The following is a 17,397-nucleotide window of genomic DNA, read 5'->3' on the forward strand; positions in this document are numbered from 1 at the left end:
TCCAGTTCTTCGCGTGACAGGCGGGAAACAGTCCCTCCAGGTTACCGGCCGGGCCGTACACCTCTCGCCGGTATATATCGGGCTGCCTACAGTGGGGATCATGCGCACCGAGGACGTCCTGGCTGCGATCGCCACCGGGCTGTGGCGCTGGGACAACGCGTCCGGAACGGTCACGCTCGACGCCGAGGCCGCCCGCCTGCTCGGCCTGCCCCCCGAGCGGGCCGTACTCACCGAGGCCGCCGTGCGCTCCCGCTTCCACCCGGTCGACTGGAACGAGGTCGACCAGATCGTGGCCCTCGCGGTCGCGGAGGGCACCCTCGCCGAGGCCCGGATGCGGATCATGGACGAGAACGGCCGGGTGCTGCGTACGGTACGCAGCCGCTCCAAGCCGCTGCGCAAGGACACCCCGGACGGGGTGGACTACGTGCTGGTCGGCACCCTCCAGGAGGTCGCGGGGCCGCAGCCCGGCACCACGGCCGCGCACACCCCCATCACCGGCGACTGGCGCCGCTCCCGCGAGGCGTTCCTGCTGGACGCGGGGCGGGCACTGGCCGAGGCCCGCTCCACGGCCGAGGTGCTGCGGGTGGCCGCCTCCCTGTCCATGCCGGGCTTCTCGCCGGACGGGCTCGCCGTCTTCGGGGTCGCGGGCGACCGCCTCTCGATCATCGGCCACCACGGGCACAACCCGGGCGACGACGGCCCCTTCGCGGACATGCAGCTCGACACGGACTACCCGGCCGCCGACGTCGTACGGACCGGCCGGGCCATCTACCTCCCCAGCCCCGAGGAGTACCGCCGCCGCTACCCGGCCACCTGGCCGCTCGCCCAGCGCTTCGACCGCCAGTCCTGGGCCTTCCTGCCGCTGATCGTGGCCGGGAGGACCATGGGCACCTGGATGGCGGCCTTCAAGCACCCGGTGGCGTTCACGCCCGACGAGCGCTCGGTCCTGACGACGGTGGCGCGCATGCTGGCCCAGGCGCTGGCGCGGGCGGGCGAGGCCGAGTCCGAGCGGGAGCTCTCGCTCGGCCTCCAGCGCTCGATGATGCCCACGCTCGGCCCCGAGATCCCGGGGATGACGGTCGCCGCGCGCTATGTGCCGACCGGCGGCGGGCTCCAGGTCGGCGGCGACTGGTACGACATGATCCCGCTGCCGTCCGGACGGTTCGCCCTGGTCATCGGGGACGTCCAGGGGCACGACGTACGGGCCGCCGGGCTGATGGGCCAGCTCCGCATCGCCCTGCGGGCGTACGCGAGCGAGGGCCACCGCCCCGACGCGGTCCTCTCGCGCGCCTCGCGCTTCCTGTACGGGATCACCGAGTCGTACGGGGAGTCCTACCGGGGCGACGACGACCACCCGCGCTTCGCGACCTGCCTCTACATCGAGGTCGACCCGGCGACCGGCACCCTCGACATCGCCCGGGCCGGCCACCCGGACCCGGTGATCCGCACCGCCGAGGGCACGGCCCTGATCCGCCAGACGTCCGGCGGCCTCCCCCTGGGCATCGAGGCGGACTCGGACTACCCCACCACCCGGCTCGTCCTGGAACCGGGCGAGACGATGATGATCTGCACGGACGGCCTGATCGAGACCGGCGGCCACGACATGGCCTCCGGCTGGACCCGGCTGCGCCCGATCCTGGAGGAGGACAACGGGGACAGCCTGGAGAAACTCGCGGACGCCCTGGTCCAGGCGGTGCACGGCCCGCCCTCGCACCACACGGTGGGCCCGCTGGCCGACCGCCGCGAGGACGACATCGCGGTGCTGCTGCTGTGCCGCAACAGCGATCTGTGCGGCTGCGGCACGGCCCTGGGCGCCGGGGCCGTCCCGGCCCGCCGCACCGCCGTGACCGTCGCCCAGACCGAGCCGCACCGCATCGCGGGAGTCCGCCGCGAGCTGCGCGAGCTGCTGCACGACTGGGCGGACGACGAGCAGGTGGACGCGGCGGTCCTGATGGTCTCCGAGATGGTCACCAACGTCCTGGTCCACACGGACGGCCACGCGCTCCTGGTCGCCGAGGCCACCGGCACCCCGGGCACGCGCCGGCTGCGGGTGGAGGTGGCCGACGCCAGCGACGACCTGCCGCACAAGCGCCGCCCCGGCGAGATGGCGTCCAGCGGGCGCGGCCTGGTGCTGATGGAGATGCTCGCGGACCGCTGGGGGGTCGACCCCAGGGGCGAGGGCAAGTCGATCTGGTTCGAGCTCTACGAGGGGCCGGACGGGGAGTCGGCCGGGGGGTCGGCCGGTCCCGGCGGCTCCTCGGTGGCGTAACGCTTCCGCAGCTCGCCGAGCACGCCGAACCCGGCGGCGGCGACGGGCACGGCGAGCAGCATCCCGACCAGCCCGGCCACACTGGCCCCCGCCGTGATGGCGATCATGATCATCGCGGGATGCATCTGCACGGTACGGCTCTGGATCATCGGCTGGAGAATGTGCCCCTCCAGCTGCTGTACGGCGAGGACGACCCCGAGCGTCCACAGCGCGATGGCGATGCCCCGGTCGGCGAGCGCCACGAGGACGGCGACGGCGCCGGAGACGAAGGCGCCGAGGTAGGGGATGTAGGCGCCGATGAAGACGAGCGCTCCCAGCCCCACGGCACCGGGCACCCTGAGGATCAGCAGCCCGACGGTGATGCAGAGGGCGTCGATGAGGGCGATGATCGTGGTCCCCCGCATGAACCCCTCCACGGCCTCGAAGGCGCGCCGGGCCATGGCCTCGACGGTGGGGCCGGTGCCACGCGGGGCAAGGGAGTGGGCGAGGCCGACGGCCCGGTCGGAGTCCTTGAGGAAGAAGAAGGTCAGAAGCAGCGAGAGAACACCGGTAGCGATGAGCGAGCCGACGATGCTGAGCCCGGTGAGCAGCCCCGAGGCGGCGGTGGCGCCGAACTTCCCGAGCAGCTCCTTGGCGTTGTCGGCGAGGCTCGACACCCCGTCGCCACTGGCGACCCCGAAGTGATCGGCGAGCCACCGGCCTGCTTGCCGCAGGGAGTCGATGATCTGGTCGCCGGTGTCGATGAGGGCGCTGACGACGACGTACCCGGCACCGCCGACGACGGCGACGAGCGCGACGCAGGTGAGCCCCGCGGCGAGCGACCGCCTCATCCGCAGCTTCAGCAGCTGCCGGAAGACGGGCCCGAGGAGGGCCGTCCCCAGCAGGGCGAGCAGTACGGGGGTGACGGCGGTCTTGAACACCACGCACAGCCAGATGGCGACGGCGGCGACACCGGTGACGAGCAGCACGACGACGCACCAGGCGGCGAGCCGCCGGGCGGGGTCGGGGAGCAGTGGCTTGACGCTGTCCACGGCCCCAGCGCACCACGCCGGGTCCCTTGGCGCGCGGGGGGTGCGTCCGCCCGAGTGTCCCCCACCCCGCCCCTTCCCTAAAGCCCTGGCCGGGCGGCTGGGTGCTTCGGCTGCGGACCGTGCTGGGTTGCGCGCGCAGTTCCCCGCGCCCCTGACTACCCAGGGGCGCGGGGAACTGCGCGACCAGCCACACACGGCCCGCAGACGAACGGGGTCCGGGGGCCGCAGCCCCCGGGAAACGAGCCTCCACCCCCCACCCACCCCCGGTGGGGCCCGGCTCACATGCCGTGGACCGCCGGGATCGTCCCCAGACGACCCTTCTGGAAGTCGTCGAACGCCTGCTGAAGCTCGTCGCGCGTGTTCATCACGAACGGCCCGTAGTGAGCCATCGGCTCACGAATGGGCCGGCCGCCAAGGAGCACGACCTCCAGATCCGGCGTGTGGCCGTCCTGCGTCGCGTCGGCACGGACGGTCAGCGACCCACCGTCCCCGAAGACGGCCGTCTGCCCCATGTGGACGGGCCGGCGCCCCGTACCCACCGACCCCCGCCCCGCCAGCACGTACGCCAGCCCGTTGAAGTCCGACTGCCACGGCAGCGTGACCTCCGCCCCGGGCCGGATCGTCGCGTGGATCATCGTGATCGGGGTGTGCGTGATCCCAGGCCCCTCGTGGCCGTCCAGCGAGCCCGCGATCACGCGGAGCAGCGCACCCCCGTCGGGCGAGGTGAGCAGCTGGACCTGGCCGCCGCGGATGTCCTGGTAGCGCGGGTCCATCATCTTGTCCGCGGCGGGGAGGTTCACCCACAGCTGGAGGCCGTGGAAGAGGCCGCCCGAGGTGACGAGGGACTCCGGCGGCGCCTCGATGTGGAGCAGGCCGGACCCGGCCGTCATCCACTGGGTGTCGCCGTTCATGATCGTGCCGCCGCCGCCGTTGCTGTCCTGGTGGACGAAGGTCCCGTCGATCAGGTAGGTCACGGTCTCGAAGCCGCGGTGCGGGTGCCAGGGCGTGCCCTTGGGCTCACCCGGCGCGTACTCCACCTCACCCATCTGGTCCATCATGATGAACGGGTCGAGGTACTGGTAGTTGATCCCGGCGAACGCGCGCCGCACCGGGAACCCCTCCCCCTCGAAGCCGCCCGGCGCCGTGGACACGGCAAGCACGGGACGCGGCACCGCACCCTCCGGCGCGGCCACTCGCGGCAGGGTGAGCGGGTTTTCGACGGTCACAGCAGGCATGGGACGGCCCTCCTCGCGGGATGCTCAGCATCCAAAGTAGTTGAATGGTGAACAGTCGGCAAGGCGTACTCATTCCACCCACCCCGAGCATGGCGCTCGGAACCGTCTATTTGGCCGGAATCAGCCGTACATCCGCCGCATCGCGAAGTCCACCATCTGCTCGACCGCCTTCGCGTCGAACACCATCCGGTGGTCGCCCTCCATGTCGAGGACGAAGCCGTACCCGGTCGGCAGCAGGTCGATGACCTCCGCGCCGGTGATCACGAAGTACTTCGACTCCTTGCCCGCGTACCGCCGCAGCTCCTTGAGCGACGTGAACATCGGGATGACCGGCTGCTGGGTGTTGTGCAGGGCCAGGAAGCCGGGATTGTCGCCGCGCGGGCAGTAGACCTTCGAGCCCGCGAAGATCTGCTGGAAGTCCTCGGCCGAGAGCGAGCCCGTGGTGAACGCCCGCACCGCGTCCGCGAGCGAGGGCGGCGACGGCTCGGGGTACAGCGGCTGCTCCCCGTAGGAAGGCTGCGGCTGGGCGTACTGCTGCTGAGCACCCTGGTTCTGGTCGTAGCCGTACATGGGCGCAAGAGTAGTGCGCCACATCTGGGCCCAGAGGGGTTGCGTCTTATTACCGACGGGTAGCATCATCGTAGCTACTTGCTGGTATTGATGTAACCGATCCTGCTTACGGAGCCGTCGCCATGGGGCACTACAAGTCGAATCTCCGCGACATCGAGTTCAACCTCTTCGAGGTCCTCGGACGCGACAAGCTGTACGGCACCGGCCCGTTCGCCGAGATGGACGTCGACACCGCCAAGACCATCCTCGACGAGATCGCGCGTCTCGCCGAGAACGAGCTGGCCGACTCCTTCGCGGACGCCGACCGCAACCCGCCGGTGTTCGACCCGGAGACCAACACCGCGCCGGTCCCGGCGTCCTTCAAGAGCTCCTACAAGGCGTTCATGGACAGCGAGTACTGGCGCCTGGGCCTGCCGGAGGAGATCGGCGGCACCGTTTCGCCGCGCTCCCTCATCTGGGCCTACGCCGAGCTGCTCCTGGGCGCCAACCCGGCCATCTGGATGTACTCGTCCGGTCCGGCGTTCGCGGGCATCCTCTTCGAAGAGGGCAACGAGGCGCAGAAGAAGGTCGCCGAGATCGCCGTCGAGAAGCGCTGGGGCTCGACGATGGTCCTGACCGAGCCGGACGCCGGTTCGGACGTCGGCGCCGGCCGCACCAAGGCGGTCGAGCAGCCCGACGGCTCCTGGCACATCGAGGGCGTGAAGCGCTTCATCACCTCCGGTGAGCACGACATGGAGGAGAACATCCTCCACTACGTCCTCGCCCGCCCCGAGGGCCACGGCCCCGGCACCAAGGGCCTCTCGCTCTTCCTGGTCCCGAAGTTCCACTTCGACTGGGAGACCGGCGAGCTGGGCGAGCGCAACGGCGTGTACGCGACGAACGTCGAGCACAAGATGGGCCTCAAGGCCTCCAACACGTGCGAGATGACCTTCGGCGACAAGCACCCCGCCAAGGGCTGGCTGATCGGCGACAAGCACGACGGCATCCGCCAGATGTTCATGATCATCGAGTTCGCCCGCATGATGGTCGGCACGAAGGCCATCGCGACGCTGTCGACGGGTTACCTGAACGCCCTTGAGTACGCCAAGGAGCGCGTCCAGGGCAGCGACCTCTCGCAGTTCATGGACAAGACCGCGCCCAAGGTGACGATCACTCACCACCCGGACGTGCGCCGCTCCCTGATGACGCAGAAGGCGTACGCCGAGGGCATGCGCTCCCTCGTGCTCTACACCGCCGCCGTCCAGGACGCGATCCAGGTCAAGGAGGCCGCGGGCGAGGACGCGAAGTCCCTCGTCGGCCTCAACGACCTGCTGCTGCCGATCGTGAAGGGCTACGGCTCGGAGAAGTCGTACGAGAAGCTGTCGCACGAGTCGCTGCAGACCTTCGGCGGCTCCGGGTACCTGCAGGAGTACCCGATCGAGCAGTACATCCGCGACGCCAAGATCGACACCCTCTACGAGGGCACCACGGCGATCCAGGGCCAGGACTTCTTCTTCCGGAAGATCGTCCGCGACCAGGGCGCCTCGCTCAACCTCCTCTCCGAGGAGATCAAGAAGTTCCTCGCCGAGCAGTCGGGCCACGAGGAGCTGGGCGGCGCTCTCGACTCGCTGGCCAAGGCCGCGGTGGACCTGGAGGCGATCGTCGGCACGATGATCACCGACCTGACCGCCACCGGCGAGGACGTCAAGAACATCTACAAGGTGGGCCTCAACACCACCCGCCTGCTGATGGCGTCCGGTGACGTCGTCGTCGGCTACCTGCTCCTCAAGAGCGCGGCCGTCGCCGCCGAGAAGCTGCCGTCGGCCTCCGCCAAGGACGTCCCGTTCTACACCGGCAAGATCGCCGCCGCGAAGTTCTTCGCCGCGAACGTCCTGCCGGGCGTCGGCGCCGCCCGCGCGCTGGCCGAGACCGTCGACAACTCCCTGATGGAGCTGGACGAGGCGGCCTTCTAGTACGCCCCGTCACACCTTGACGGACCTCCGGCGGCCTCCTTCCAGGCCGCCGGGCCGAGGGCCCGCTTCCCGCTGGGGAAGCGGGCCCTTGTCTGTCAGCGGCCCTGGTTAAGGTGAACGCATGAGCACACCCTCCCGCTTCGACCGCGGACACACCGACGACCTGATGTCCTTCCTCGCGGCGAGCCCGTCGCCGTACCACGCGGTGGCGAACGCGGCCGCGCGGCTGGAGAAGGCCGGATTCCAACAGGTGCGGGAGACGGACGCGTGGGACGCGACGAGCGGCGGGAAGTACGTGCTGCGCGGCGGCGCGATCATCGCGTGGTACGTGCCGGAGGGCGCGGCGGCACACACCCCGTTCCGGATCGTGGGCGCGCACACCGACTCGCCCAACCTGCGGGTCAAGCCCCTGCCGGACACGGGGGCGTACGGCTGGCGCCAGATCGCCGTGGAGGTCTACGGCGGGACGCTCCTGAACACCTGGCTGGACCGCGACCTGGGCCTGGCGGGCCGCCTCACCCTCCGCGACGGCTCGCATGTCCTGGTCAACGTGGACCGGGCGCTGCTGCGCGTCCCCCAGCTGGCGATCCACCTGGACCGCTCGGCCAACGACGGCCTCAAGCTGGACCGGCAGAAGCACCTCCAGCCGATCTGGGGCCTCGGTGACGTCGCGGAGGGCGACCTGATCCGCTTCCTTGAGCAGGAGGCGGGGCTGGCCGAGGGCGAGGTCACCGGGTGGGACCTGATGGTGCACTCGATCGAACCGCCGTCGTACCTGGGCCGGGACAAGGAGCTGGTGGCCGGGCCCCGGATGGACAACCTGATCTCGGTGCACGCGGGCGCGGCGGCGCTGGCGGCCGCGTCCACGGCCGCGGACCTGCCGTTCATCCCGGTCCTGGCCGCCTTCGACCACGAGGAGAACGGCTCGCAGGCCGACACGGGCGCGGACGGGCCGCTGCTCGGCACGGTCCTGGAGCGGTCGGTGTTCGCGCGCGGCGGTACGTACGAGGACAAGGCGCGCGCCTTCGCGGGCACGGTCTGCCTGTCCTCCGACACCGGCCACGCCATCCACCCCAACTACGCGGAACGCCACGACCCGACGCACCACCCGCGCGCCAACGGCGGCCCGATCCTGAAGGTCAACGTCAACCAGCGTTACGCGACGGACGGTTCGGGCCGCGCGATCTTCGCGGCGGCGTGCGAGCGGGCCGGGGTGCCGTGGCAGCACTTCGTGTCCAACAACGCGATGCCGTGCGGGACGACGATCGGGCCCATCACGGCGGCCCGCCACGGCATCCAGACGGTCGACATCGGGGTGGCGATCCTGTCGATGCACAGCGCGCGCGAGCTGTGCGGGGCGGACGACCCGTACTTGCTGGCGAACGCCCTGCTGTCGTTCTTGCAGGGCTGACCCCCACCCCACGAGGGCTGCGCCACGGGGCCCGGTGTTCGTCTGCGGGCTGTGTGTGGCTGGTCGCGCAGTTCCCCGCGCCCCTAGGGGGCTGCGGTCACCGGGGTTGCCGAGGGATCGCCCCGCAGGGGCGCCTTCAGGGGCGCGGGGAACTGCGCGGCCAGCCCCCACCGGACCCGCAGACAAACAGGGGGCTGGGGGCGCAGCCCCCCAGTAACCGCACCGGTGGGGGCTAGCCGTCCATGCCCGCCAGGACCAGCGGCAACCGGTCCGTCGCCCCCGCCGTCAGGCGGACCGGCACCCCCCAGTCCTGCTGATGCACATGGCACGCCGGGTACTCGTTCGCCGGATCGTCGTCGCAGGACGCCGCCATCGCCGAGACGTGCAGGACCCCCTCCGGGACGGCGGGGTCGAGGACGAGGTCGCGGGACAGATCCGTCCCCGTACCCTCGCCCGACGACAGCAGCTCCGCCGGCGTCGAGGAGACGATCAGCCGCGTCGACGGGCCGTACCGCGTGTCCAGCTTCTGGCCGGCCGGGGCCTGGAAGACCACGTCGAGGCGGAGCGCGCCCGGCGCGACCTCGGTCGCGGCCCGCTGCGTACGGTGCGCCACCGCGTCCACCCGTACAGCGGACTCCGGCAGCCGCAGCCGCGTCAGCCGGTGCCGGGCCGACTCGACGACCACGATGTCGTCCCCGACGAGCACCGCGTCGCTCGGCTCGCGCAGGTCCGTGGCGAGCGTGGTGACTTCCCCGGAGGCCGGGTCGTAGCGGCGCAGCGCGTGGTTGTACGTGTCGGAGACCGCCACCGAACCGTCCGGCAGAGCCGTCACACCCAGCGGGTGCTGGAGGAGCGCCTGCCCCGCCTCCCCGTCCCGGTGCCCGAAGTCGAACAGGCCGGTGCCGACCGCCGTGCGCACGGCGTAACCCGAGTCGTCGCGCTCCACGTACCGCAGCGCCGAGTTCTCGGAGTCGGCCACCCACAGCCGGTCCCCGTCGGCCGCGAGGCCGGACGGCTGCGCGAACCACGCCTCGGCGGCCGGGCCGTCGACCAGGCCCTCCTGCGTCGTCCCGGCCGCGACCTCGACCGTGCCCGCCTCCGGATCGTACGTCCACAGCTGGTGCACCCCGGCCATGGCGATCCACACCTTGCCCTGCCACCAGGCGACGTCCCACGGCGAGGAGAGGTCCACCTCCAGGGCGGGCCCGGAGGTGGGCGAGCCCTGCCACCACTGCTTGCCGGTGCCCGCGACCCGCTCCACGGACCCGGTCTCCGGGTCGAGGACCCGCAGCGCGTGGTTGACGGTGTCCGCGACGATCACGCGCCCGTCCGGCAGCAGCGCAAGCCCCTGCGGCTCCTTGAAACCGCCGGACTCGCCGTCGCCGATCCGCCGTACGACCGTCTCGCCGTCCGGCTCCAGCTCCACCAGCTGGTGCCGCGTCGAGTCGGAGACCAGGAAGTTGCCCGAGCCGGGCAGGACGAGCGCCTTCCCGGGGAAGCGCAGGTCGGTGGCCTCCGGCTCCGGCGGCACGTACGGCCCGTCCCCGCGCCGCAGCGTCCCCTTCGCCGCGTGCTCGGCCTCCAGCTCCTCCACCAGCTTCGCGATGGCGTGAGCATGCCCCTCGCCCGCGTGCTGGCCGACGATGTACCCCTCGGGGTCGATCACGACGAGCGTGGGCCAGGCCCGGACCGCGTACTGCTTCCAGGTCGCCAGCTCCGGGTCGTCCAGGACCGGGTGGTGCACCTGGTAGCGCTCCACGGCGTCGACGACGGCCTGGTGGTCGGCCTCGTGCACGAACTTCGGCGAGTGCACCCCGATGATCACCACGGTGTCGCGGTGCTTCTCCTCCAGCTCCCGCAGCTCGTCCAGGACGTGCAGACAGTTGATGCAGCAAAACGTCCAGAAGTCGAGGATGACGATCCTCCCCCGCAGGTCAGCGAGGGTGTACTCCTGATCACCGGTGTTCAGCCAGCCGCCCTTGCCGATCAGCTCGGGGGCCCGAACGCGTGCACGTGTAGCCATACCCCCATCCAACCCCAAAAGCAGGGGTACGCATTCCGCCATGAAATATCTGGTGCGCGACAAGATCTTCGCGATCGGGGACGACTACTGGATCGAGACCGAGGACGGACGCCACGCCTTCCTCGCCGACGGCAAGGCGCTGCGGCTGCGGGACACGCTGGAGCTGAAGGACCCGACCGGACGGGTACTGATCACCCTGCGCAAGAAGATGTTCAGCATCAGGGACGCGATGACCATCGAGCGGGACGAGCGGCCGCTGGCCACGATCCGCCGCAAGCGGCTCTCGCTGCTGCGCAACCACTACCGCGTCGCCCTGGTCGAGGGCACCGAGCTCGACGTCTCGGGCAGGATCCTCGACCGCGAGTTCACGGTCGAGTACGACGGGGAGCTGCTCGCGCACGTCTCGCGCCGCTGGTTCCACGTCCGCGAGACGTACGCGGTGAACGTCGTCCGCGAGGACGCGGACGCGGCGCTGCTGATCGCGGTGGTGGTGTGCGTGATCCGGATGGACGAGCGGGAGCGGGGGCCGGACGGCGACGACTAGGGCTTGTCCGGCGGACGGGCCCCAGCCTCCTGGCTCACGTCACGCCCCGGCCCCCTGGCTCACCTCACGCCCCCGGCGTCCGCATCCCCAGTCTCCTGTCCTTCAGCGCCGGGAACTGCTCCCGTGTCGCCGCCACCTTCTCCGGGTCCAGCTCGACCGTGAGGACCTCCTCGCCCTCGCCCGCCTCCGCCAGGACCTCGCCCCAGGGGTCGACCACGATGCTGTGGCCCGCCTGCGGGACGCCCGCGTGGGTGCCGCCGGTGCCGCAGGCCAGGACGTACGCCTGGTTCTCGACCGCCCGCGCGCGGGCGAGCAGCGTCCAGTGCGCCAGGCGCCTGGCGGGCCAGCCGGCCGGGATCACGAAGGTCTGGGCGCCCGCGTCGACCAGGCCGCGGAACAGCTCGGGGAAGCGCAGGTCGTAACAGGTCGCCAGGCCGAGTGTCGTCCCGGGCAGCGCGACCGTGACCAGCTCCGTGCCCGCGCTCATCAGCACCGCCTCGCCCTGGTCGAAGCCGAAGCGGTGGATCTTCCGGTAAGTGGCCGTCAGTTCGCCGTCGGGCGAGAAGACCAGGGAGGTGTTGTAGAGCCCGCCGTCCGCGCCGCGCTCGGGGACGGAGCCCGCGTGCAGCCAGACGCCCGCGTCCCGCGCGGCCTTTGACATCGCCTCATGCGTCGGCCCGTCAGCGGCCCGTTCCGCCTCGACCGCGAAGCTCTCGTATGCGAAGGCGCCCACGGTCCACAGCTCCGGCAGCACCACGAGGTCGGCGCCCGCCTGCTCGCGCACGAGCGAAGCCGCCCGCTGCCTACGGGAATCGACCGATTCCTGTGGATCTACACCGAATTGGATGAGGGAGGCGCGCACACTACCACCGTCCTGGCATTCGAGTTGTCAACACGGGCCTACGATCGTCACACGAAAGCACTGCCGGGGTGCCTTTCGGCAGCGTAACTTAACTGCCACAGCGCCCAGCCCGCGTACGTACAGAACCGCCGAGGGGTCCCGTGACCGTCCATCCCAGCCTCCAGACCTACGCCGACGCCTGGACCCACTCCATCGAGGCGATAACCGAGCTGGTGATGCCGCTCGTCGAGGGGGAGTGGAACCGCGCCACACCGTGCCCGGCGTGGTCGGTGCGCGACATCGTGTCGCACATCATCGGGATGGAGTGCGAACAGCTCGGCGACCCGCGCCCGATCCACACGCTGCCGCGCGATCTCTACCACGTACAGAGTGAGTTCGCGCGCTACATGGAGATGCAGGTCGATGTGCGCCGGCACCACACCGCGCCGGAGATGACCTCGGAGCTGGAGTACACGATCATCCGCCGGGCGCGGCAGCTGCGCAACGAGAACCGGGCTCCCGACACCATGGTCCGCGCCCCGCTCGGTGCCGAGCAGACGCTGGAACTGGCGCTGCGGATGCGGGCGTTCGACGTGTGGGTGCACGAGCAGGACCTGCGGTGGGCGCTGGGCAAGCCGGGCAACCTCGACTCGCCGGGCGCGTACGTCGTCCGCGACATCCTGCTGCACACGCTGCCGAAGGTGGTCGCCAAGGACGCGGGCGCCCCGCCGAACTCGGCGGTCGTCTTCGACATCCACGGGCCGGTCGAGTTCCTGCGTACGGTACGGGTCGACGCCGACGGGCACGGCACGGTCGACGGCGCCCCCTCGCTCGGCCCGCTCGCCACGATCGCGCTGGACTGGGAGACGTTCGTACGCCTCGCCTGCGGCCGGGTGCGCCCGCACGCCGTCGCGGACCGGGTGAAGACCGAGGGCGACCAGGAGCTGGCGGCGGCGATCCTGCGGGACTTCGCGGTGACGCCGTAAGCCGGTCCGGCCGGTCCGGCGAGGGGTGCTACGCGGGTACGTGGACCGCCTCCACCCGGCTCGCCACCAGGTGTTCCCGCTCGCGGTGCGCCGCGCGGCCGCGCAGCCGCAGGATCTGTGTGACGCCCAGCGCCTGAAGGACGAACACCGAGGCGAACGCGATCCGGTAGTCGTCGCCGGTCGCGTCGAGCAGCACGCCCACCGCGAGCAGCGTCGTCATCGAGGCCGTGAAACCACCCATGTTGACGATCCCCGAGGCCGTGCCCTGCCGCTCCGGCGGGTTGGCCGGGCGGGCGAAGTCGAATCCGATCATCGACGCGGGACCGCAGGCGCCGAGCACCACGCACAGGGTGATCAGCAGCCACATCGGCGTGTGCGGCGCGGGGTAGGTGAGGGCGGCGGCCCACAGCGCGGCGGTCGCCCCGACCGTGCCGAGGGCGAGCGGCGTGCGGGCCGCGTGGTGGCGGGCGATGACCTGCCCGTACACCAGGCCCACCACCATGTTGGACAGCACGACCAGGGTCAGCAGCTCGCCGGCCGTCCCCCGGGAGTGCCCCTGCGCCTCGACCAGGTACGGCATCCCCCACAGCAGCAGGAACACCATGGCCGGGAACTGCGTGGTGAAGTGCACCCACATCCCGAGCCGCGTCCCCGGCTCGCGCCAGGACTCGGCGATCTGGCGGCGTACGTAGGCGGCCCCGGCGTGCGTGACGGGCGCGGGCTCGTGCCCCTCGGGGTGGTCGCGCAGGAACAGGAGCAGCAGGACGAGGACGACCACTCCGGCGAGCGCGCTGCCCGCGAAGGTGGCGGTCCAGCCGATCCCGTGCAGGGCGCGGGAGATGACGATGGTGGAGACGAGGTTGCCCGCCACCCCGAAGAGCGCCGCGACCTGGGCTATCAGCGGGCCGCGCCGGGCGGGGAACCAGCGCGAGCCGAGCCGCAGCACGCTGATGAACGTCATCGCGTCGCCGCAGCCGAGCAGGGCACGGGAGGCGAGGGCGGTGCCGTACGAGGGCGAGAGCGCGAAGCCGAGCTGCCCGGCCGTGAAGAGCACGACGCCCAGGGTGAGCACCTTCTTGGTGCCGAGGCGGTCGACCATGAGGCCGACGGGTATCTGCATCCCCGCGTACACGAGCAGTTGGAGTATGGAGAAGGTGGAGAGCGCGGAGGCGTTGACGCCGAACCGGTCGGCGGCGTCGAGGCCGGCGACGCCGAGGCTGGTGCGGAAGATGACGGCGACGAAGTAGACGCAGACGCCGACGCCCCAGACGAGGGCGGCGCGGCGCCCGCCGGGAGGGTCACCGGGCAGGGAGGCGCTGGCCCCGGACGCGGCGGGGCTCATCGTTCCTCACCCCGGACCAGGACCTTGACCCAGCTCAGGTGCTGGCGCACACAGTGCGCGGCGCGCTCGGCGTCCCCGGCCCGGATGGCGTCCAGCATCTCCTCGTGCTCGGCGATGTTCTTGGCGATCCGGTCGGGCTGGGCGTGCATCACGGCGACGCCCATCCGCAGCTGCCGGTCGCGCATCTGGTCGTAGAGCCGGGAGAGGATCTCGTTCCCGGCGTTGCGGACGATCTCGGCGTGGAAGCAGCGGTCGGTGACGGCGACGGCGGCGAGGTCGCCGGCCGCCGCGTTCGCCTTCTGCTCCTCCAGGAGCTCTTCGAGCCGGGCGATCAGCCGCGCGGGTGCGGGGATCGCCCGGCGGGCGGCGAACTCCTCGACCAGCAGCCGGGTTTCGACCACGTCGGCGGTCTCCTGCGCGGAGACGGCGAGGACGAGGGCGCCCTTCTTGGGGTAGAGCCGGATGAGCCCTTCCACTTCGAGCTTGAGCAGCGCCTCGCGCACGGGTGTGCGCGACACCCCGACGGCCTCGGCCAGCTCGCCCTCGGTGAGGAGCGTTCCGCCCTCGTACCGCCGGTCGAGTACGGCCTGCTTGACGTGCATATAGACGCGGTCGGCGGCGGGCGGCTGCTTGACGGAGGCTGGTGCGGGCGTGACGGCGGAGGCGGGAGCGGACGGCATGCGCACAGGATAGATACAACAGGTGTCCATCAGAAAGGGGCGTCCGGATGCCGAAACGCCCCTCGCCTCTGCGACAGCACGGCAGTGCCCCCGGACGCACCGGCGTCCGGGGGCACTCACACGCGCCTACGCCCAGGTGATCAGCCGCTTGGGCTGCTCCAGGATCGCCGCCACATCGGCCAGGACCTTGGAGCCCAGCTCGCCGTCGACCAGGCGGTGGTCGAACGACAGCGCCAGCGTGGTGACCTGGCGGGGCTTCACCTTGCCCTTGTGGACCCAGGGCTGGAGCTTGATCGCACCGACCGCGAGGATCGCGGACTCGCCCGGGTTCAGGATCGGGGTGCCCGTGTCGACGCCGAACACGCCCACATTGGTGATGGTGACCGTGCCGCCCTGCATCGCCGCCGGGGACGTCTTGCCCTCGCGGGCCGTCGACACCAGGTCGCCGAGTGACGCCGCCAGTTGCGGCAGCGTCTTGTCGTGGGCGTCCTTGATGTTCGGGACGATCAGGCCGCGCGGGGTGGCGGCCGCGATGCCCAGGTTCACATAGTGCTTGAGGACGATCTCCTGCGCCGCCTCGTCCCACGACGCGTTGACGTCGGGGTTGCGCTTGATCGCGACGAGCAGGGCCTTGGCGATGAGCAGGAGCGGGTTGACCCGCAGCCCCGCCATCTCCTTGTCGCCCTTCAGCTCCTCGACCAGCTTCATCGTGCGCGTCACGTCCACCGTCACGAACTCGGTGACGTGCGGCGCCGTGAACGCCGAGCCGATCATCGCCTGCGCGGTCGCCTTCCGTACGCCCTTGATGGGGATACGGGTCTCACGCGCGTCCGATGACACAACGGCCGCGACGGGCACGGGAGTTGTTTCACGTGAAACAGGGGCCGGTTCCGCCACCGGGGCGGCCGCCGCGTGGACGTCGTCGCGGGTGATGACGCCGTCCGGGCCGGTCGGGACCACGCTCGCCAGGTCGATGCCCAGGTCCTTGGCCAGCTTGCGGACCGGCGGCTTAGCCAGCGGCCGGGCGGCCGGGGCGGCGCCGTGGCCGTTCAGCTCGGCCTGTACGGCCTGCACGGCCATGGCCTGCTCGGGGACCGAAGCCCCCTTGCGCGGGCGGCGCTTGGTGGAGGACTCCGCGACCCCGTAGCCGACGAGGACCGGCTGGCGGCCCTTGGGCGCCTCGGGCTCCTCGGCGGCCGGGGCCTCGGCGACCGGCGCCTGGGCGGGGGCGGCGGCCTCGGCGGCCGGCTCACCGGAGCCCGGGGCCACGTCCACCGAGATGATCACCTCGCCGACGTCCACCGTCGTGCCCTCGGGGAAGCGCAGCTCATGCACCACCCCGTCGAACGGGATCGGCAGCTCGACGGCCGCCTTCGCCGTCTCCACCTCGCAGACGACCTGGCCGTCGGTGACCGTGTCGCCGGGCTGGACGTACCACTTGAGGATCTCCGCCTCGGTGAGCCCCTCGCCGACGTCCGGCATCTTGAACTCGCGGAAGCGGGCAGAAGTTTCAGTCATGGTCACGGGACTCCTCAGTACGCCAGCGAGCGGTCGACGGCGTCGAGCACCCGGTCCAGACCCGGCAGGTACTCCTCCTCCAGGCGCGCCGGCGGGTACGGGGCGTGGTAGCCGCCGACCCTGAGCACCGGTGCCTCCAGGTGGTAGAAGCTGCGCTCGGTGATCCGCGCGGCGATCTCCGCGCCCGCGCCGTAGAACACCGGAGCCTCGTGGACCACGACCAGCCGGCGGGTCTTCTCCACCGACGCCTGGACCGCGTCGAAGTCGATCGGGGACATCGAGCGCAGGTCCAGGACCTCGATCGACTTGCCCTCCTCGGCGGCGGCCGCGGCCGCCTCCACGCAGACCTTCACCATCGGGCCGTACGCCACCAGCGTCAGGTCCGAACCGGCCACGACCGTACGGGCCTTGTGCAGCGGGCCGGGGATGGCCTCGGTGTCGACCTCGCTCTTGTCCCAGTAACGCCGCTTGGGCTCGAAGTAGATGATGGGGTCGTCGGACTGGATGGCCTGCTGCATCATCCAGTACGCGTCGGAGGCGTTGGAGGGCGAGACCACCTTGAGGCCCGGCACGTGCGCGAAGAGCGCCTCCGGGGACTCGCTGTGGTGCTCGACCGCGCCGATGCCGCCGCCGTACGGGATGCGGATGACGACCGGCAGCTTGATCTTGCCGAGCGCGCGGGCGTGCATCTTCGCGAGCTGGGTGACGATCTGGTCGTACGCCGGGAAGACGAACCCGTCGAACTGGATCTCCACGACCGGGCGGTAGCCGCGCAGGGCCAGGCCGATCGCGGTGCCGACGATGCCGGACTCGGCAAGCGGGGTGTCGATGACCCGGCCCTCGCCGAAGTCCTTCTGGAGCCCGTCGGTGACCCGGAAGACGCCGCCGAGCTTGCCGACGTCCTCACCCATGATCAGGACCTTGGGGTCGTTCTCCATCGCCTTGCGCAGCGACTCGTTGATCGCCTTGGCGATGGGAAGCTTCTGTACGGTCAT

14 protein-coding genes are annotated in these 17,397 nt (G+C 71.2%); 5 read left to right on the top strand and 9 right to left on the bottom strand.

The annotated features are described in order from the left end of the window. The first annotated feature begins 100 nt into the window (after positions 1 to 100). A complete protein-coding gene (locus OG965_RS20915; protein WP_371653612.1) occupies positions 101 to 2,269 on the top strand; it encodes a SpoIIE family protein phosphatase in 2,169 nt (722 codons plus the stop codon). Here OG965_RS20915 and OG965_RS20920 read toward each other — a convergent pair. The 3 genes from OG965_RS20920 to OG965_RS20930 form a co-directional block, all read right to left on the bottom strand. Next, positions 2,203 to 3,300 carry an AI-2E family transporter gene (locus OG965_RS20920; protein ID WP_371653613.1) on the bottom strand — a complete coding sequence of 366 codons (1,098 nt, stop codon included), beginning with the start codon at positions 3,298 to 3,300 and terminating at the stop codon, positions 2,203 to 2,205. The two genes, OG965_RS20915 and OG965_RS20920, sit on opposite strands and share 67 nt — an antisense overlap. Before the next feature lie 278 nt (positions 3,301 to 3,578). Next, positions 3,579 to 4,535: a pirin family protein gene (locus OG965_RS20925; RefSeq protein ID WP_371653614.1), complete on the bottom strand. Its 957-nt coding sequence runs from the start codon at positions 4,533 to 4,535 to the stop codon at positions 3,579 to 3,581. Positions 4,536 to 4,655: 120 nt separating this feature from the next. After that, positions 4,656 to 5,105, bottom strand: coding sequence for an SseB family protein (locus tag OG965_RS20930; RefSeq protein WP_361376051.1), 450 nt, complete (start codon positions 5,103 to 5,105; stop codon positions 4,656 to 4,658). Positions 5,106 to 5,227: 122 nt separating this feature from the next. On the opposite strand from OG965_RS20930, the gene OG965_RS20935 reads away from it, so the two are divergent. Together OG965_RS20935 and OG965_RS20940 are read left to right on the top strand one after the other, a co-directional pair. Further along, positions 5,228 to 7,057: an acyl-CoA dehydrogenase gene (locus OG965_RS20935; protein WP_371653615.1), complete on the top strand. Its 1,830-nt coding sequence runs from the start codon at positions 5,228 to 5,230 to the stop codon at positions 7,055 to 7,057. A 121-nt stretch (positions 7,058 to 7,178) separates the two neighbouring features. Continuing rightward, a complete protein-coding gene (locus OG965_RS20940; protein WP_371653616.1) occupies positions 7,179 to 8,468 on the top strand; it encodes a M18 family aminopeptidase in 1,290 nt (429 codons plus the stop codon). Between the two features lie 232 nt (positions 8,469 to 8,700). On the opposite strand, the gene OG965_RS20945 is transcribed toward OG965_RS20940, so the two are convergent. Further along, on the bottom strand, positions 8,701 to 10,491 hold the full coding sequence (locus tag OG965_RS20945; protein ID WP_371653617.1) for an NHL domain-containing thioredoxin family protein: 1,791 nt from the start codon (positions 10,489 to 10,491) through the stop codon (positions 8,701 to 8,703). Positions 10,492 to 10,531: 40 nt separating this feature from the next. Between OG965_RS20945 and OG965_RS20950 the strand changes: the two genes are divergently transcribed. Further along, positions 10,532 to 11,035 (top strand): LURP-one-related/scramblase family protein, encoded by a 504-nt coding sequence (locus OG965_RS20950; RefSeq protein ID WP_371653618.1) that lies wholly within the window; start codon positions 10,532 to 10,534, stop codon positions 11,033 to 11,035. Positions 11,036 to 11,099: 64 nt separating this feature from the next. Here OG965_RS20950 and OG965_RS20955 read toward each other — a convergent pair whose 3' ends face one another. After that, positions 11,100 to 11,897 (bottom strand): carbon-nitrogen family hydrolase, encoded by a 798-nt coding sequence (locus OG965_RS20955; protein WP_371653619.1) that lies wholly within the window; start codon positions 11,895 to 11,897, stop codon positions 11,100 to 11,102. Positions 11,898 to 12,037: 140 nt separating this feature from the next. On the opposite strand from OG965_RS20955, the gene OG965_RS20960 reads away from it, so the two are divergent. Beyond that, a complete protein-coding gene (locus OG965_RS20960) occupies positions 12,038 to 12,862 on the top strand; it encodes a maleylpyruvate isomerase family mycothiol-dependent enzyme (RefSeq protein ID WP_371653620.1) in 825 nt (274 codons plus the stop codon). Positions 12,863 to 12,890: 28 nt separating this feature from the next. On the opposite strand, the gene OG965_RS20965 is transcribed toward OG965_RS20960, so the two are convergent. The 4 genes from OG965_RS20965 to OG965_RS20980 form a co-directional block, all read right to left on the bottom strand. Continuing rightward, positions 12,891 to 14,204 carry a nitrate/nitrite transporter gene (locus OG965_RS20965; protein ID WP_371653621.1) on the bottom strand — a complete coding sequence of 438 codons (1,314 nt, stop codon included), beginning with the start codon at positions 14,202 to 14,204 and terminating at the stop codon, positions 12,891 to 12,893. Then, positions 14,201 to 14,884 (bottom strand): GntR family transcriptional regulator, encoded by a 684-nt coding sequence (locus tag OG965_RS20970; RefSeq protein WP_371653622.1) that lies wholly within the window; start codon positions 14,882 to 14,884, stop codon positions 14,201 to 14,203. Before OG965_RS20970 ends, OG965_RS20965 begins: the two co-directional genes overlap by 4 nt. Before the next feature lie 126 nt (positions 14,885 to 15,010). Beyond that, positions 15,011 to 16,402 (bottom strand): dihydrolipoamide acetyltransferase family protein, encoded by a 1,392-nt coding sequence (locus OG965_RS20975; protein ID WP_371653623.1) that lies wholly within the window; start codon positions 16,400 to 16,402, stop codon positions 15,011 to 15,013. 14 nt (positions 16,403 to 16,416) lie between these two features. Continuing rightward, on the bottom strand, positions 16,417 to 17,397 hold the full coding sequence (locus tag OG965_RS20980; protein ID WP_371653624.1) for an alpha-ketoacid dehydrogenase subunit beta: 981 nt from the start codon (positions 17,395 to 17,397) through the stop codon (positions 16,417 to 16,419).

Source organism: Streptomyces sp. NBC_00224, assembly GCF_041435195.1.
Taxonomy (GTDB): Bacteria; Actinomycetota; Actinomycetes; order Streptomycetales; family Streptomycetaceae; genus Streptomyces.

Excerpts from the sequence above, each read along its gene's own strand:
- OG965_RS20915 (WP_371653612.1), top strand. The coding sequence starts at position 101 with ATGCGCACCGAGGACGTCCTGGCTGCGATCGCCACCGGGCTGTGGCGC.
- OG965_RS20925 (WP_371653614.1), bottom strand. The coding sequence starts at position 4,535 with ATGCCTGCTGTGACCGTCGAAAACCCGCTCACCCTGCCGCGAGTGGCC.
- OG965_RS20930 (WP_361376051.1), bottom strand. The coding sequence starts at position 5,105 with ATGTACGGCTACGACCAGAACCAGGGTGCTCAGCAGCAGTACGCCCAG.
- OG965_RS20935 (WP_371653615.1), top strand. The coding sequence starts at position 5,228 with ATGGGGCACTACAAGTCGAATCTCCGCGACATCGAGTTCAACCTCTTC.
- OG965_RS20940 (WP_371653616.1), top strand. The coding sequence starts at position 7,179 with ATGAGCACACCCTCCCGCTTCGACCGCGGACACACCGACGACCTGATG.
- OG965_RS20945 (WP_371653617.1), bottom strand. The coding sequence starts at position 10,491 with ATGGCTACACGTGCACGCGTTCGGGCCCCCGAGCTGATCGGCAAGGGC.
- OG965_RS20950 (WP_371653618.1), top strand. The coding sequence starts at position 10,532 with ATGAAATATCTGGTGCGCGACAAGATCTTCGCGATCGGGGACGACTAC.
- OG965_RS20965 (WP_371653621.1), bottom strand. The coding sequence starts at position 14,204 with ATGAGCCCCGCCGCGTCCGGGGCCAGCGCCTCCCTGCCCGGTGACCCT.
- OG965_RS20970 (WP_371653622.1), bottom strand. The coding sequence starts at position 14,884 with ATGCCGTCCGCTCCCGCCTCCGCCGTCACGCCCGCACCAGCCTCCGTC.
- OG965_RS20975 (WP_371653623.1), bottom strand. The coding sequence starts at position 16,402 with ATGACTGAAACTTCTGCCCGCTTCCGCGAGTTCAAGATGCCGGACGTC.
- OG965_RS20980 (WP_371653624.1), bottom strand. The coding sequence starts at position 17,397 with ATGACCGTACAGAAGCTTCCCATCGCCAAGGCGATCAACGAGTCGCTG.